The sequence below is a fragment of the Amycolatopsis sp. NBC_00348 genome, from assembly GCF_036114655.1.
Classification (GTDB): Bacteria; Actinomycetota; Actinomycetes; order Mycobacteriales; family Pseudonocardiaceae; genus Amycolatopsis.
In genome coordinates, this window is record NZ_CP107994.1 from 3926333 (window position 1) to 3942323 (window position 15991).

Genomic DNA, 15991 nt, shown 5'->3' on the forward strand with positions numbered 1-15991 from the left:
GTGCGGACTACCCGGTTTCCCGCGAGGGGCGGGCACAAACCCGGTTCAGCCGGTCGGGTCGTCCGCGAAAAGGAGCGCGAGTCACGGGTAAGCCCGGCGGCTCGGGGTACCTACCGGACAACGACGCCGGCCACTTGTGCTCCCCGGTGTGGCGGACGTCGTCGTGAGGAGTTGTTCATGCCGGTGACCTGGCGCGAAACCGATCGGCCCGGGTGGCAGGTCCTGGACCTGACCGGCCACGATCTCGCCGACCTCGCCGCGGCCCGGCGGTGGACCGAAGCGCGGCTCTCGACCCTCGACGAGGCCCACCGCGTCGACACGATGCTGGTCGTCGGGGAGCTGCTCGACAACGCCTACCACCACGCGAAAGGGCCGATCCAGCTCCGGCTCCACCAGGTGGACGACCCGTGCGAGGTCGTGGTGGCCGTCGCCGACCACGGCGGCGGCGTGCCGCGCATGCGGGACCCGGCCCACGACGGCGGCCGCGGGCTGCTGCTGGTCGACCGGATCTGCCGGGCCTGGGGCGTCAGCGACGACGACGGCGGCAAGACCGTCTGGGGCCGGGTCCCCTGCACGGAAGGCTGACGGCTAGCAGTCCGGCGCCGGCTCGGTCAGCCGCGGCAGCAGCGCCAGCCACGACAACGCCTCGGCGAGGTCGCGGTAGACCGGCAGCACCCGCTCCAGCCCCAGCGCGGTCAGCGGGCGCAGCACCGACCGCTGCCGGGTGACGAGCACGAATGGGACCCCGGCGGCGTGCGCGTCGGCGGCGGTCTTCACCAGCACGGTCAGCGCCCGCGCCGCGCAGAAGGTGACGGCCGCGGCGTCGACCACGAGGACGGGCGGCCGCAAGGCCAGTTCCCGGTCGAGCGACTCGGCGAGCGAAGCGGCGACGGAGATGTCGAGCTCACCGGCCGCGGCCAGCACCGTGGCCTCGGCCGAGACCGAAACGTCGAACCGCGCCGACGCGAACACGCCGCGCTGACGGGGCAGCGGAACAGCAGGCATAACGGGTGGCCTCCCTCTTCACCGTGAGGCCAAACCGCGGCGTGCACCAGTCCAGTCCCACGCCGGTCCCGGACGGGATCGCGGATGTGGGGTGCGGCGGCTGCTCAGGTGAACCGCTGCACCCCCGACGGTACAACCGATTCACAACCGATGCAGAATCCGGGTCCCGAAGTGCGGCCCCCGGCCTGGTGCGGGCGACCTGACGAGCGTGCAACGGTTGTGCGACGCGGTGCTCAGGACGCGTCTTCGCCGGGTTCCGGCAGCCGCCCCGCGACGTGGTCGCGGAGCCGGCCCAGCGTGTCGAGCAGGGCGCTGCGCTCGGCGGCGCCGAGGACGGCGAAGGTGTGTTCGGCGTGCGCGTCGTGCAGGGCCTTGATCTCGCCGAGGTGTTCGCGGCCCTTGGCGGTGATCTCGAGCCGGGTGGAGCGGCGGTCGCCGGGGTCGTCGCACCGGCGCAGCAGGCCCTCGTCCTCCAGGCCGTCCACCAGGGACGTGATCGACCGGCCGGTGACGCCGAGCCGGTCCTTGAGCTCACCCATCCGCGGGGTGCCCGCTTCGTCGACGGCGAGCATCAGCAGCACCCGGGACGTGGACCAGCCGCGTTGCTGGTAGGGCTGCCCGGCGTACCGCCGCAGCGCGTGGGTGGTGCGCATGAGCGCGTCGGCCAGCTGCGCCCCGGACGGCGGCGTTGTCTCACTTGACACGCTTCCAGAGTAGCCGCAACCCTCATGTACACAATTGAGACTATCCGGGTTGAAACGTCTTGGGGAGAACATCGTGTGGCGAAGCCGCAACTACCGGCTGCAGTTCGCGAGTGCGGTCGTCTCGGCGCTGGGTACGGCCGCCGCCCCGGTCGCGATGGCGTTCGCGATCCTCTACGCGGGCGGCTCGGGCACGGCGGTGGGCCTGGTGTCCGCGGCGGGCACGGTGCCGGCGGTGCTGTTCTTCGCGATCGGCGGCGTCGTGGCCGACCGGCTGCCGCGGCACCTGGTCATCGTGGCCGCGAACCTGGTCAGCGCGCTCGCGCAGGCGCTGTTCGCGCTGGTGGTCTTCATGGAATCGGTGAAGGTCTGGCAGCTGGTGGCCTTCGCCGCCGTCAACGGCCTCGCCATCGCCTTCCGCATGCCCGCCACCGAGGGCCTGCTGATGCGCAGCGTGGACCGGGCGGACGCGAGCAAGGCGTTCGCGCTCTTCCGGACCGGCCTCAACGGCGCCCAGGTCGCCGGGGCCGCGCTCGGCGGTGTGCTGGTCGCGGGCTTCGGCCCGGGCTGGGTACTGGCCCTCGACGCGGCGACGTTCCTCGTCGCGTCCGGACTGGGGGTGCTGATGGAGGTCGACGGCCACCTGCGCAAGCGCACCGGGCTGCTGACCGAGCTGCGCGAAGGCTGGACGGAGTTCGCCGGCCGGCGGTGGTTGTGGAGCGTGGTGGGCCAGTTCGCCGTCGTCAACGCCCTCGGTGTCGGCGCCTTCGCCGTCCTCGGCGCCTTGGCCGCCCACGCGAAGTTCAACGGCGCGGCCGACTGGGGCTTCATCCTGTCGTGCGACGCGGCCGGCATGATCCTCGGCGGCTTGCTGATGGTGCGGTTGCGGCCGAAGCGGCTGCTGGTGTCCGGTACCGCCGCGGCGTCGCTGCCGGCCCTGCCGCTCGCGGCGTTCGCGGCTTCGGCGCCGCTCCTGGTGATCTGCGCGGCGTCCCTGCTGGCCGGGGTCGGCGTGGAGATCTTCAGCGTCAACTGGCTGACGACGCTGCGGCAGGAGGTGCCGCACGACAAGTTCTCGCGCGTCGCGGCCTACGAGGCACTCGGTTCTTTCGGGCTCACTCCCCTGGGCGCGGCCGCCGCGGGTCCGGCGGCGGACAAGATCGGCCTGGACCGCACGCTGTGGTGCGCGGCCGGCATCATCGTGGCCGCGACCGCCGCGGTCCTCGCGCTTCCCGACGTGCGGCGGATCCGCCGCACGGCAGACAGTCCGAAGTAGACACTCACAGCGCGTCGAGCGGGATCGCCTCGGCCATGGCGCGGTAGCCCGCGTCGCCGGGGTGCAGGTGGTCGCCCGAGTCGTAGACCGGCAGCATGGCCTCCGGGTCCGCCGGGTCGCGGACCGCCGCGTCGAAGTCGACCCAGCCGTCGAACACTCCCGTGCTCGTGCGGATGAAGGTGTTCACCTGGTCGCGGGCCGCCAGGTGCGCGTCGTTGCTGCAGGAGCAGCCCTTGATCGGCGTGAGCGTGGCCGCCAGCACCCTGATGTGGGCTGCGTGCAGCTCGGTGGCGATCTGTTTCAGCCCGGCGATGACGTCGTCGGCGCTCGCGTCGCTGTTGATGTCGTTGATGCCCTCCAGCACGATCGCGGTGCGCGCCCCGGGCTGGCTGATCAGGTCGTGGCCCAGCCGGGCGAGGCCACTCACGCCGGCCGTGCGGCCGTCGGGGAAGCCGCTGAAGGCGTCCTGCAGGATGCGGTTGCCCGCGATGCCCTCGTCGACCACCCCGGACGCGCTGTCCGGGCCGCGCGCGAGCAGGCGCTGGGCCAGGAAGTCCGGCCAGCGGCTGTTGGTGTTCGGGGTCGACGAGTAGCCGTCGGTGATCGAGTCGCCGAAGGCCACCACGGAACCGGCCGGGCCCGCGCCCGCGACGTCGATGCCGCTGAGGATCGTCCAGAAGCCGAACGTGCCGGCGGACGGGAAGTCGCCGGCGTCGGCGGTGTGGTCGCCGGTGCCGTCCGCCGTGGTGTACATGTCCTGCAGCCCGACGCTGTGCGCGGGCGCATTGGTCACGGTCCCCTTCAGGTACAGGCTCACGAGCAGGTCGGCGTCGGCGGGCACTGCGAACGGCAGCGCGTCGCTGACGGCCTGTCCGCCCGCGGGCAACCCGGCTTCCGGCTGCCCGCCGAAGGTCAGGGTGACCGGCGTGCTCACCGGCGTCGCGCCCGCCTGCCGCACCGCGACGGTGGCGTGGCCGACGACCAGCGGCCCGGGGTCGTAGGCGTTGTCGAGCCGGACCCGCACCTGGGAGCCGCCGCGGCTGGTGTGCTCGACCATGCGCAGCGTCCGCTCGGTCCACGGCCCCGCGGCGAGGCCGTCGTCGGTCGCCGCGGCCCACGTTCCCGCCCACGGCCCGGCTGCGGGCCGCGCGCCGAGGGCGAACACGTGCAGGGCCGCGCCCGGGTTGGTCGTGGGCAGCGTGACGGCGGTGGCCGGCACACCCGGGTCGAGCGGGACCGACACCGTGTACAGCTTGGCGGAGAAGGCGTTCGGTCCGCTCGGGGTGTTCCACCGCGGGAACGACACGGTCATCCGGTCGCCCGGCCCGAAGTACCAGTCGGGCGCGCCGAGCCGGAAGTCCTGGACGTGCCCGTCCGCGTACTCGATCGTCCCGGTCCCGGCGGACGCCGTGCCCGTGCTCGTCACCAGGAACGACAGCGCCGCACCGGAAAAGGCGCCCTCGATCCGCTGGCCGGCGGCGACGACGTTGTCGGGTGCGCCCGGGCTGTAGGCGGGCAGCGCCAGCGGCGCGCCGTCGACGGTGACCGTGCGGCCGGGAGCCCAGCCCGCGGCGGCCAGGTCTTCGGCGATGAGGCTGTGCCCGCTCCCGTCGAGGTCGGCCGTGCCCGGCTGGGCGGCGGTGCTGACGCCGACGTTGTCGAAGGCGGCGGCGAGACCCGGGTAGCTGACGGCCGCGGCGGCCGTGCCGACCGGGGTGACGACACCGGCGACCACCAAGGCGGCCAAGAGGATGCGCTTCACAAGGACTCCCAGTCAGTCGCAGTGGCGGGCGGTGAACGTCCAGGTGCCGGAGCCCACGGAGAACCGGTTCGCCCCCGGCAAGGGCGACGCACCCGGCGGCGCCGTCACGCCCGTACCGGGAACCGTCACCGTGCCGGTCGTGGTGGCGGGCACCGTGACGGTCAGGTCCAGCCGGCACCCGGACTGCGTCCACGCCGACGAAACCGGGCCGCGGACCGTGTCGATCGACGCCGCCACATGTCCGAGACCGGTGGGAACCTGTGGTGCGAAAGCGATCGCGGCGTAGCCGGGCGCGGCCGGGGTGATCCCGGCGAACTGCGTGTACAGCGCGGCGTTGACGCCCGCGAACATGGCGTGGTCGTGGGTTTCCATGCCGGACTGGTACGTCCACTGCTCCCACGGCGTCGTCGCGCCGCGGCCGATCTCGTACCCGAACCCGGGGTAGGTCTTCTGGTCGAGCACGGTCAGCGCGACGTCGATCCGGCCGACCTTGGCGAGCGCCTCGGGCAGGTAGCGGGTGCCGAAGATGCCGGTGTCGAGGTGGCCGCCGTTCTTCGTCAGGATCGTGTCGACGAGCTGCGCGCCGACGGCGGCGAGCTTGTCCGGCGGCACGATGCCGAAGGCGAGCGGCAGGATGCTGGTGGTCTGGCGGCCGTCGCCGTAGGTGTTGCCTGCGGCGTTGAGGAAGTGCGCGTTGAACGCGTCGGCGATCGACGTCGCCAGTCCGGCGAAGTGGGCCGCGTCGGCCGTGTTCCCCAGTGCCCGCGCGGCTTTCGCGACGTCGTCGGCCTGCCGGAACGACAGGGCCGTGTTGACGATCGACCGCTCGCTGAAGCAGTCGCCCGCCGAGGGGTTTCCCTGACCCCCGTTGGCGTTCGGGCCGCGGTCGGGCGGGCACCAGTCGCCGAACCCGCGGTCGTCCGGCCAGATCCGGCCCGGGTAGGCGGCCGCGTTGGTGTCCACGAACGCCGTCATCTTCGGGTAGGTCGCGGCGAGGCGCCCGAGGTCGCCGTACTGCTCGTAGAGCGACCACGCGAGGTCGACCGATCCGCCGCCCATGTCCGGCAGCTGGGCGTTGCCCGCGTCGCTGGGCAGCGCCGTGCCGGGCGGCAGGTCCTGCAGGTACTTGCCGTAGAAGCCGTCCATGCCGAAGTCGAGGACGGCCGCGTCGTGGTAGGCCTGCACGTCCATGCCCGGCGGCGTCCGCTCGTCGCGGACCGGGTTGTCGGTGGGCAGGCTCATCGAGTTGTTCAGGACGGCGCGCCGGTTGTTCGCCCAGATCGTGTTCAGCAGCGGGTCGGACGTCTCGACGCGCCCGGTCGCGGCGACGTCGGCGTGCGCGACGCGGCCGGCGACGCTGCCGAGGTCCGGCGTGCCCGGGAAGCCGGTCAGCTCGAGGTAGCGGAAGCCGTGGTAGGTGAACCGCGGCTCGTAGACCTGGGTCCCCGCGGCGGATCCGAGCGTGTAGGAGTCGGTCGACGCGGCGTTCCGGTTGGTGCTGGTGTCGAGCATCCCGTCGGCGCCGACCTCCTCCGCCGTGCGCATCCGCACGGTCGTCCCGGCCGGCCCGGCGACGCGGAGCTGCGCCCAGCCCGCGAAGTTCTGCCCGAAGTCGTAGACGTGGACGCCCGGGCGGGGCTGCTTCACCGACACCGCGCGCAGGGTCTGCACCACGCGGATCGGCGGCGCCGTGGCGGCGGTGAGGGTGGCGCTGGGCGCCGCGACCGTGCGCACCGGGTGCCAGGACGCGTCGGCGAAACCGGGCCGGTCCCAGCCGTTCTGCTGCAGACGCGCGTCGTAGCTCTCCCCCGCGTAGAGGTCGTTGGCCGTCACCGGGCCGTCTGACCAGCGCCAGGTGTCGTCGGTGGTGACGGTCCGGGTCGTCCCGTCGGTGAAGGTGACGGCGAGCGCGAGGATGCCCTGTTTCGGGCCCGTCCACCGGAAGCCGTACTGGCTGAACCGCGAGCCGTACCCGTTACCGAGCCACAGACCTACGGCGTTGCGCCCGGCGTGGACCTGCTTGGTGACGTCGAAGGAGTCGTAGAGGTTTCGTTGGTCGTAAGGGGTACTGGCGGGCGAGAGGACCTGGTCGCCGGTCTTCTCGCCGTTGAGGTGGAGTTCGTAGAAGCCGAGGCCGTAGACGTACGCCCGCGCGGTGGCGACCGGCTTGTCCAGGACGAACTCGTGGCGCAGCAACGGCGCGTCCGGCGTCTGCGCCAGCAGGACCGGGTCACCCTGCGGTTCCAGTTGGCCGTCGGCGATGGTGACGCCGGGGAAGCGCGGGTCCGGGACGGCCGAGAAGTCGTCGGAGAACAGCGGTGTGCCGTCGGGCGCGTGCACGGCGACGTTGTCGTAGCGGGCGTCCTCGGCCGTGCCCTGGCTGACGGACGTCCGGAAGCCGAGGGTGCCGGTGGTCGCCGCGCCGACCGTGCGGGAGTCGACCCGCGTGCCGTCGATCGACGTGACGACGGTGTCGCCGCGGGCTTCGAGACGCAGGTGGTGCGGTGCGCCGACGGTGGCCGGGGTGATGACGGGCGCGAGGTCGGTCTCGCCGAGGAGGGTGAAGGCGCCGTGGCTCTTCACGTGCGGCCGCAGCAGCACTTTGCCCGGCGTCGTGGCCGCGTTGACCTGCCACATCAGGAAGTCGTCGGGGCCGGCGGCGCGGAAGAGGACGCTCGCGGCGCCCGCCTGGATCGTGAAGTCGAGGTCGAGGGTGAAGTCTTGCCACGCGTACGCGCTCCCCGCGTCCGGGCTGATCCAGGCCGCGCTCCCCCAGTCCGCCGGCCCGGTCTCCCACCAGGCGGGCCCGGCCGGTTTTGTCACGCCACCGCGGGAATCCCAGACCTCGACGGTCCAGTAGCTCCGCTTCCCGGCCGCGGCGGCCGCACCGCGGTAGGGCACGGAAACCGACTCGCCGCTCACGACCTTGCCGCTGTCCCAGACGTCGGTGCGGCGCGCCGCGAGCAGGCCGGGCGAGCTGGCGACGAGGATCCGGTAGGCCGTCTGCCGCGCGCCGGACCGGTCGGAGCGCAGTTTCCAGCTCAGCGTCGGAGTGCCGGTGGTGGCCAGCGGGTTGACAACGTTGTCGGCGCGCAGATCGTAGACCTCGATCCCCGCACCGCGATCCCCCGCGAGCGCGGGGGTGCCGAGGAAGAGCGTCGAGAGCAAGGCGCACAGGAAAGCGAGCGCGACTCGTGCGGGGTGACCGGGCATGGACGCTCCACTCGCGGCCGCAGCCGGCCGACGTCAAATCTTCGCTGATTTGAAACGTTTCAAGTTATCTTATCACCACGCCGGTGACGCAGACAACCGGAAGTCGTCGGGAACGCTCCGGTGGCGGCTCACCCGCGGGCGAGCCGCCACCGGGGATTTCAGCCCTGGGCGGTCAGCTCCAGCAACCGGCCGGTGAGGTCGATGTGCTCGTCCACACTGCTGGTCAGGTAGCTGATGTCGATGAAGGTGTGGTCCGGCTCGAGGATCGAGACGATCTTGACGACGGACTCGGCGATGTCCTCCGGCTTCGTGTCCGGGGCCGCGTTCACCCGCAGCGCCGCGCTCAGCGCCCCCGGGTCACGGCCGGCCCGCTCGGCGTCGGCGCGGAGCTTGGCCAGGGTCGAGGTGAGCACGTCCGCGGGGAACGCTTCGGGGATCGACCAGACCGGCAGCCAGCCGTCGGCCCGCTCGGCGACCCGGCGCAGCGACTTCTCGCCGAACCCGGCCAGGTGCACCGGCGGCTTCCGCACCGGCTTGAGGTCGACGTACGACTCCGCGATCTTGTAGCCGACACCCTCGTGGGACACGATGTCCTTGCTCCACCAGGTGTCGAGCAGGTCGAGCAGGTCGTCGAGCCGCTTGCCGCGCTCGGACATCGGGATGCCGACGGCGTCGTATTCGTCCGGCGACCAGCCGATGCCCAGCCCGGGCAGCAGCCGGCCGTTGCTGGCGACGTCGATGCTGGTCAGCAGCCGCGCGAGGTTGGCGGGCTGGTACTGCGTGGCGTTGATGGTGCTGGAGCCGAGGATCACGGTCTCGGTCACCGCCGCGGCGATGGCCAGCGCGGCGAACGGGTCCTGGGCGGTCCGGAACTCGTCGGGCATGGTCTCGTAGCCCGGGTAGGGCACCACGGGCTTGACCGGCGACAACAGCCGGTCCCCCACCCACAGACCGGCCGCCCCGGCCTCTTCGGCGGCCCGCGCGTACCGCGCGACCCCACCCGGCGTGGCCGCCGCCTTGCCGAACACCGGAAGGCTGAAACCAATGCGCATCAATGACTCCCCTGGAGAACGAACGGATCATGGAGGTCCTGGTGCCACTACTACTCGCATCTGGTTGTTCGTTCAAGTAATTCGGCGGCGCGGCTGATCACGGCCTGCGTTAATCCGTTGGCGCCGGCGGGGAAACGAGGGTTGGGTACCGCTCATGGCCCACATCGAGGGTACGTGTGACGAACGGTTCGAAGCGGTGCGGGACGCCCTGGCGGCGTCGCTGGACAAGGACGACGTCGGGGCGTCCGTCGCGGTGTACGTGGACGGTGCGCCGGTCGTCGACCTCTGGGGCGGGTACGCCGACGAGGCGCGGACGCGGCCGTGGGAGCGCGACACGATCACCGCGGTCTGGTCGACCACCAAGACGATGACCGCGCTGTGCGCGCTGATCCTCGCCGATCGCGGTGAGCTCGACCTGGACGCGCCCGTGGCCGCGTACTGGCCCGAGTTCGCCGCCGCCGGGAAGGACGACGTGCGGGTGCGGCACGTGCTCGGGCACACCGCGGGCCTGCCGTCCTGGGACGAGCCCCTGACCGTCGAGCAGCTCTACGACTGGCCCGCGATGACCGCGCTGCTGGCGGCGCAGGCGCCCGCCTCGAAGCCGGGCACAGTGGGCGCCTACCACGCCGTCACGCAGGGGTACCTGGCCGGCGAGGTGATCCGCCGGGTCACCGGGCGCCGGCTCGGCCGGTTCTTCGCCGAGGAGGTTGCCGGGCCGCTGGGCGCCGACTTCCACATCGGGCTGGCCCCCGAGCACGACCACCGGGTCGCGCCGGTCATCCCGGCCACGACGCGAGCGCCCGGGTTCGCGGACCGCGGGCCCGGCAACCCGGACGTCCCCGCGGCGGTGGCCAACACGGAGGCGTGGCGACGGGCGGACATCCCGTCCGCCAACGGGTTCGGCAACGCGCGGTCGGTGGCCGCCGTGCAGTCGGTGCTCACCTCGGGCGGCCGGGGGCTGTTGTCGGAGGCCGGCTGCGAGCGGGCCCTGGAGGAGCAGTTCGCCGGCGAAGACCAGGTCCTGGGCGCCCGGATCCGGTACGGCATGGGTTACGCCGTGCAGGGCCGCAGCTGTTCCTGGGGCGGCTGGGGCGGATCGCTCGTCATGAACGACTTCGACCGCCGCATGACCGTGGCGTACGTGATGAACCGGATGCTGGAACAAGGCCCGCTGGGCGACGACCGCGGGCTGAGCGTCGTGCTGGCCACGTTCGGCTGACCGGCCTGGGCGTCAGCCGTCGAGGCCCGGCTGGTTCCGCAGCTGCCGGCGGGAGGTGATGCCGAGTTTGCGGAAGATGTTGCGCAGGTGGGCATCCACGGTGCGGGGGCTGAGGAACAGCTGCGCGGCGATCTCGTTGGACGTCGCGCCGGTGGCGGCCATGCGGGCGATGTGCGTCTCCTGCATGGTCAGCTCGTCCGCGGTGCGCGCGGACCGGGCCCGCGCCGTTTCGCCGGTGGCGCGCAGTTCCTTCGCCGCGCGCTCGGCGAACGCTTCCATCCCGGCGCCCGTCAGGAGTTCGTGCGCGATACGCAGGTGCTCGCGGCTGTCGCGCCGGCGGCCTTCGCGGCGCAGCCATTCCCCGTACAGGAGGTGCGCCCGGGCCCGGTACGCGAGCAGCGGGCTCTCGCCCAGGTGCTCGACGGCGTCGCGGTAGTGGTCCTCGACGCCGGTCACCACGCCCCGCGCGTACGCCGCGACGCCGAGGCCCGTGGCGGTTCCGCTCGCCGCGGTGCGTTCGGTCAGCGACGCCAGGGCCGCGGTGGCTTCGGCGGGATTTCCGGTCCGGGCGGCCGCCTCAACCAGCTCGGGCAGGGCGGCTCCGGCGAGGGAGAGCCCGCCGTGCGCGGTGGCCTGGCGGGCGGCCGCCAGTGCGGCCGGGTAGTCGGCCAGCCCGTTGTGCAGCACGGCCGACGCCCAGTGCACGTTGGCGACCAGCTGGCCCGCGCCGCCGGCGGTCGCGGTCGCCGTGGCGGACTCGAACAGCGCCAGGGCCTCCTCGCGACGGCCGCGCATCGCCGCCAGGTGCAGCCGCGGGTACAGCATCGGCGGCCCGTCAATCGCGTCGGCGATCGCCTCCTCCTCGGCGATCGCCGCCATCGCCTGCCCGGTGTCACCGGTCAGCGCGCCCTGCGAGGCCAGCTGGGCGAGGCCGAGCCGCAGGACGAGCGGCGAACCCGATTCGCGGCCGGTCTTCATCAGCCACTCGGTGATCGCCGCCTGGGCGTGGGGATCCCACATCTCCGACGCGAGCATGATCGCGAGCGCCGGCCGTTGCGTCCACAAGGGACTGTCACCGTCGTCGAACAGTTTGCGCAGCAAGGGAACCGCGGCCCGGTGGTCTCCTCCGGTCACCAGCACCAGCACGTCGAGGACGTCCGGTGACGCCGGCGCGGGCCCGGCGGACCGGACCGCGGCCAGCACCGTGTCCAGCACGCCACCCGGACGGCCGACGAGCAGGCCCATCTCGAGCGCGTCGAGGTAGCACTCGCGCGACCGGTCCGGATCCAGCTCCGCCAGGCGTCGCGCGGCCCGCACCATGAACAACGGGCCGTCGCCGTCGTGGTGCCGCTGGAAGGCGACCTGACCGCGCAGGAGATCGACCTGCGCGTGCCGGATCTCGTCCAGGGCCAGGGGTTCGACGACCGTGAGGAGCTCGGCCGCCGCGTCGGGCGCGCCCGCGTCGAGTGCGGCCCGCGCCGCGACGATCGTCCGTTCGACCCGCTTCCCGGCGTCCAGCGACAGTGCGGCGGCGCGGTCCAGGAAGGCCGCGGCGGCCACCACCCCGCCGCGGGACCGGGCCCGGGACGCGCACCGCTCCAGCTCGGCGGCGACGTCGTCGTCGGGACCGGCGCAGGCCTGGGCGCGGTGCCAGGCCCGCCGGTCCGGATCGACGGCCGGGTCGGTGACCTCCGCCAGCACCCGGTGGACCGCGTAGCGCTGACTCGCCTCCGCGGCCTGGTAGACCGCCGACCGGGCCAGCGGGTGGCAGAAGCGGACGCGGGTGGCGAACTCGACCAGCCCGGTGGCGGCCGCGGCCGCGCCGTCGGTGGCGACGTCGATGTCCAGCCGCCGCGCGGCCGGCCACAGCAGGCCCGGGTCGCCGGTCGGGTCGGCGCTCGCGAGGGTGAGCAGCAGCCGCGCGGCGGCGGGCAGGTCCGCCAGCCGGGCCTGGAAGCCGCGTTCGATCCGGGACGGCACCGACGAGGAGTCCGGCGCGGCGAACCCGCCGGCCGTCGAGAGTTCCAGCAACGCCAACGGGTTCCCGCGCGCCTCGGCCAGCAGCCGGGCGCGCACCTGCTCGTCGAGCGTCACGTGGCTCCGCGCCGCCAGCAGCTCCCGCGCGTCGGTGTCGCTCAGCCCGTCGACGTCCACGCCCGGCAGCCCGGCCAGCGCGCCCGCACCCGGCGGCCGGACCGCGACCACCACCGCGACGCGCTCGGCGCCGACGCGGCGGGCGAGGAAAGCCAGTGCCTTGGCCGACTCCGCGTCCAGCCACTGCGCGTCGTCGACCACGCACAGCAGCGGGCGTTCCGCCGCCGCGGCCGCCAGCAGCGCCAAGGTCGCCAGGCCGACGCGGAACAGGTCCGGGGTGCCCTCGGCCAGCCCGAACGCGACGCGCAGGGCGTCGCCGTGCCGACGGGGCAGGTCGGCGAGCCGCGCCAGCACCGGCACGCACAACTGGTGCAGCGCGGCGAACGGCAGTTCCGACTCGAACTCGGCGCCGTCGGCCCGCACGACCCGGAACCCTGACGCCTGTGCGGCGTGCTCCAGCAGCGCGCTCTTGCCGATCCCCGCCTCACCGCGGAGCACGAGCACGCCACCCTCGCCCGCGCGCGCCGCCGTCGTCAGCTCGTCGATCCGCCGGATCTCGGCGCGCCGCCCGAAGAGCGGTCCACGGGGGTGCGCCGGCGTCCGCATCCCGCGAATGCTAGCCGGGCCGTGATCGATCGCCTACCCGGTCACCTAGGTGATTACCGCCGACGCGAACGGCCGTCCGCCGGTGCGAACGTGAAGGCCCGACCAGCACACCGGAGGACACCATGACCACCCAGGACACCACCCTCACCACCCGCCCCGAGAACACCCGCCGAGACGTGCTCGGGCGGGTCCTGCTCACCATCGCCTCGCTCGCCACCGTCGGCGCGGCCATCCGCGGGATCGTGTACACGAGCCAGGTCGCCGACGACCGGGTCTGGATCGAGAGCTGGCGGATGACCGCTTTCTGGCTGGTGGCCGGGCTGTTCGCGCTGCTCGCCTGGAAACCGCGGGCGCAGCGCGGGGTCTGGGAGCTGCTGTTCGCCCAGAAGGCGTCGCTCGTCGTCATCGCCGTGGCGCTGGGCGACGTACCCGAGGCCGGCGAGGCCGGGTACGTCGACTTCGGCCTCGTCGTGATCCTCGTGGCGTCGTACTTCCTGTGCCGCGGCTGGCTCGGCTGGCGCCGTGCCGGGTCCGCTCAGCCCAGGTGAGCCAGCTCCGGCCACAGCTGCGTCCAGGTCCCGCGCGGCTGCCGGCACAGGTAGCTCGCCGCACCCTTCTCGACCTCTTCGTTCGACAGGCCGCCGGGCAGGGTGAGCGGCGCGATCTCCGTCACCTGCGTCCAGAAGCGGTGCAGGTAGGCGGGGGTGAACTCGCCGACGCAGAGCACGGTGGCGTCGCTGCCCGAGGGCGGCCCCCAGAACCCGTAGGCGTTGTGGCCGCTGGCGACCGGGTTGCGCAGGCCCTCGGCCGGGCCGAGGGTGGTCAACGCGCCGGCTTCGCCGTAGTTGCTGGTGAAGATGACCGTGTCGGCCGGGTAGCGGTCCGCGACCGCGACGATCTGACGCACGTACTCGGGCCAGCCGTAGGTCTCCATCACGGTGCTGCTCAAGCCGATGCCGTTCGTGATCTTCGGCGGGAACACGGGCAGGCCGATCACGATCGCGAACACGGCCGTGGCGGCGATCGCGAGAGGCCACGACCGCCGGCCGTCCCGCGTGTTCGCCGATTCCACCGCCACCGCGCCGGCGGCGAACAGGCCGGGCAGCATCGGGGCCGCGTAGTAGGACTTGCCCGACGTGACGGCGATGAACACCACCGCGGTGATCGCCACGACCAGCAGCCACCGGTGCGGCCGGCCCGCGCCGGTGCACAACCGGCGTACGCCGATCACCCCCAGGCAGAGCAGCGGCGGGCCGGTCAACACCAGCAGCAGCAAGGGAACCTGGGTGAGCGCGTTGCCCTCCCGGCCGGACAGCACCCCGGCCATCCGCACGGCCGGCCACGGCCAGCCGAAGGAGGCGTTCCACAGGATGTTCGGCAACGCGATCAGCAACGCCAATAAGGCGGCCAGCCACGGCCCCGGGGTGCGCAGCACCGCGCGCCGGGTGACGACCAGGCCGAGCCCGATGCCGACGAGCAGCGCGGCGATGGTGTCCTTGTTCTCCAGCCCCAGCCCGGCGAGCAGGCCGGCGAGCAGCCACGCCGGGATCGTGCCCAGCCGCAGCGCCCGCGCCGTCGCGACCATGACGGCCAGCCAGCACAGCTGGTCGAGGACGGTGGTGCCGAACAACGCCGACGCGGCCACGAACGCCGGGCAGGCTGCCACCGCGGCGGCCGTGACGAGCTGGGCCCGCCGACGTCCACCGAGCTCGGCGGCGAGTTTCGCGGCCAGCAGCACACAGCCGGCCGCGGCCGCGATGGCCAGGACGCGCAGCGGCAGCACCCCGCCGGGCAGTGCGGCGGCCAGTCGCGCCAGCGCCGGCGTCACCGGCGGCTGGTCGACGTACCCCCAGGCCGGGTGGCGGCCGGTGAGCACGTAGTAGAACTCGTCACGGTGCCAGCCGTAGCGGGCGGCCACGGCCAGGTGGATCACCGCGACCACCCCGGCGACCAGCAGGACCGGCCGCCACTCCACGCGCGGTCCGGTTTCCCAGGTATCCTCAACCGTCTGCGTCATCGTCATTTCCCCCAGGAGATGGCTCGGCCGGCAGGAACGCGGCCAGCAACAGGTGGCGCACCGTGCGCCGGCAGTCGTCGTCCTTGAGCATCAACGAGTCCTGGTCACCGTGCCGGTGCCAGGCGAACCAGGCGACGGACTCGACGAGGAACCGCGCCGACGTCGGGACGTCCGGGACCGGACGCAGGTGCCCGGAGCGGATGCGGCGGCGCAGGTAGTCGCCGAGCTGGTCGAGGACCACGCGCCGGCCGCGCACGAAGTGCAGCTCGGCGAGTTCCGGGATGTCCCGCGCGCAGCTCTCGACCAGCGCGAGCAGGCCCTGGTGGCCTTCGATGTAGGCGTACAGCTCGTCGATGATCCCGCCGAGCTCCTCGGCCACCGGCTTGGTGCGCCGGCCGAGAGCGGCGTCCAGCGCCGGAAAGCCGGCGGACGCGACCGACCGCGCGTCGATCTCCGCGATCCCCGCCGGCCCCGGGCTGCCGACCGGAATGGTCAGCACAGCCAGCGCCTCCGGTTCGGCGAGGTGCAGGAAAGCCAGGTACAGCAAGGCTTCCTTGCTGTCCACATAGGTGTAGAGGGCGCCGTGGCTCAGGCCGAGCACGGCGGCCACGTCGGAGATCCCGGCCGCCTTGTACCCCTTGCCGGTGAACACCCGCGCCGCGGCCGCGGCGATCTCGCCCAACGGCCGCGGCTGTACCCGTCCGCGCATGCGGTGAGTATTGACTGAACGAGTCAGTCAGTCAAGAGGCCGTGCTACGCGGCTCCCCCGAGCTCGTCGCGGGTCAGGCTTCGAGCGCCCAGTGCAGGTAACGCATCTTCGAGGTGAAGCCGGCCTTGGCGAGGAGCCCGGACCCGGCTCGACGCGCAGCCCGCCGGGGATCGCGGTGGCCGGGATCGCGGTGCCGGGCGGGTGCTCCCCTCCGCTGGAACCAGCGGACCGGCGTGAAACCGCGGGAGCGGACGAGTTCGCGTCGCCGTCGAAGGCGCCCAGGCTCGCGCGCTCCAGGTCGTCCACGCGACCGACCGCACTGGCCGCCCCGTGGGCT

Annotated in this window: 12 protein-coding genes; 4 read left to right on the plus strand and 8 right to left on the minus strand. The window is 73.2% G+C overall.

Annotation, left to right across the window (positions count from 1 at the left end; genetic code table 11):
• The first annotated feature begins 177 nt into the window (after positions 1 to 177).
• The gene (locus OHS58_RS16865) at positions 178 to 585 is read left to right on the plus strand and encodes an ATP-binding protein (protein WP_328648928.1); all 408 of its coding nucleotides are present in this window, start codon (positions 178 to 180) and stop codon (positions 583 to 585) included.
• Between the two features lie 3 nt (positions 586 to 588).
• On the opposite strand, the gene OHS58_RS16870 is transcribed toward OHS58_RS16865, so the two are convergent.
• On the minus strand, positions 589 to 1005 hold the full coding sequence (locus OHS58_RS16870) for an STAS domain-containing protein (protein WP_326953900.1): 417 nt from the start codon (positions 1003 to 1005) through the stop codon (positions 589 to 591).
• 233 nt (positions 1006 to 1238) lie between these two features.
• On the minus strand, positions 1239 to 1709 hold the full coding sequence (locus OHS58_RS16875) for a MarR family winged helix-turn-helix transcriptional regulator (RefSeq protein WP_247051101.1): 471 nt from the start codon (positions 1707 to 1709) through the stop codon (positions 1239 to 1241).
• Positions 1710 to 1758: 49 nt separating this feature from the next.
• On the opposite strand from OHS58_RS16875, the gene OHS58_RS16880 reads away from it, so the two are divergent.
• Positions 1759 to 2982 carry an MFS transporter gene (locus OHS58_RS16880; RefSeq protein ID WP_328648929.1) on the plus strand — a complete coding sequence of 408 codons (1224 nt, stop codon included), beginning with the start codon at positions 1759 to 1761 and terminating at the stop codon, positions 2980 to 2982.
• A 4-nt stretch (positions 2983 to 2986) separates the two neighbouring features.
• Here OHS58_RS16880 and OHS58_RS16885 read toward each other — a convergent pair whose 3' ends face one another.
• The 3 genes from OHS58_RS16885 to OHS58_RS16895 form a co-directional block, all read right to left on the minus strand.
• Positions 2987 to 4744, minus strand: coding sequence for an SGNH/GDSL hydrolase family protein (locus OHS58_RS16885; RefSeq protein WP_328648930.1), 1758 nt, complete (start codon positions 4742 to 4744; stop codon positions 2987 to 2989).
• A 12-nt stretch (positions 4745 to 4756) separates the two neighbouring features.
• Positions 4757 to 7957, minus strand: a complete 3201-nt coding sequence (locus OHS58_RS16890; RefSeq protein WP_328648931.1) for a family 78 glycoside hydrolase catalytic domain — start codon at positions 7955 to 7957, stop codon at positions 4757 to 4759.
• 158 nt (positions 7958 to 8115) lie between these two features.
• The gene (locus OHS58_RS16895) at positions 8116 to 9009 is read right to left on the minus strand and encodes a TIGR03619 family F420-dependent LLM class oxidoreductase (RefSeq protein ID WP_328648932.1); all 894 of its coding nucleotides are present in this window, start codon (positions 9007 to 9009) and stop codon (positions 8116 to 8118) included.
• A gap of 154 nt (positions 9010 to 9163) precedes the next feature.
• Between OHS58_RS16895 and OHS58_RS16900 the strand changes: the two genes are divergently transcribed.
• Positions 9164 to 10228 (plus strand): serine hydrolase domain-containing protein, encoded by a 1065-nt coding sequence (locus OHS58_RS16900; RefSeq protein ID WP_328648933.1) that lies wholly within the window; start codon positions 9164 to 9166, stop codon positions 10226 to 10228.
• Positions 10229 to 10240: 12 nt separating this feature from the next.
• Here OHS58_RS16900 and OHS58_RS16905 read toward each other — a convergent pair whose 3' ends face one another.
• The gene (locus OHS58_RS16905) at positions 10241 to 12928 is read right to left on the minus strand and encodes a LuxR family transcriptional regulator (protein WP_328648934.1); all 2688 of its coding nucleotides are present in this window, start codon (positions 12926 to 12928) and stop codon (positions 10241 to 10243) included.
• A 122-nt stretch (positions 12929 to 13050) separates the two neighbouring features.
• On the opposite strand from OHS58_RS16905, the gene OHS58_RS16910 reads away from it, so the two are divergent.
• The gene (locus OHS58_RS16910; protein WP_328648935.1) at positions 13051 to 13476 is read left to right on the plus strand and encodes a hypothetical protein; all 426 of its coding nucleotides are present in this window, start codon (positions 13051 to 13053) and stop codon (positions 13474 to 13476) included.
• Here the strand turns inward: OHS58_RS16910 and OHS58_RS16915 are convergent.
• Entirely contained in the window at positions 13464 to 14951 is a 1488-nt protein-coding gene (locus OHS58_RS16915) for a glycosyltransferase family 39 protein (protein WP_328648936.1), read from the minus strand. The genes OHS58_RS16910 and OHS58_RS16915 overlap by 13 nt on opposite strands.
• Positions 14929 to 15654 (minus strand): TetR/AcrR family transcriptional regulator, encoded by a 726-nt coding sequence (locus OHS58_RS16920; protein ID WP_328648937.1) that lies wholly within the window; start codon positions 15652 to 15654, stop codon positions 14929 to 14931. Before OHS58_RS16920 ends, OHS58_RS16915 begins: the two co-directional genes overlap by 23 nt.
• Between the last annotated feature and the right edge of the window lie 337 nt (positions 15655 to 15991).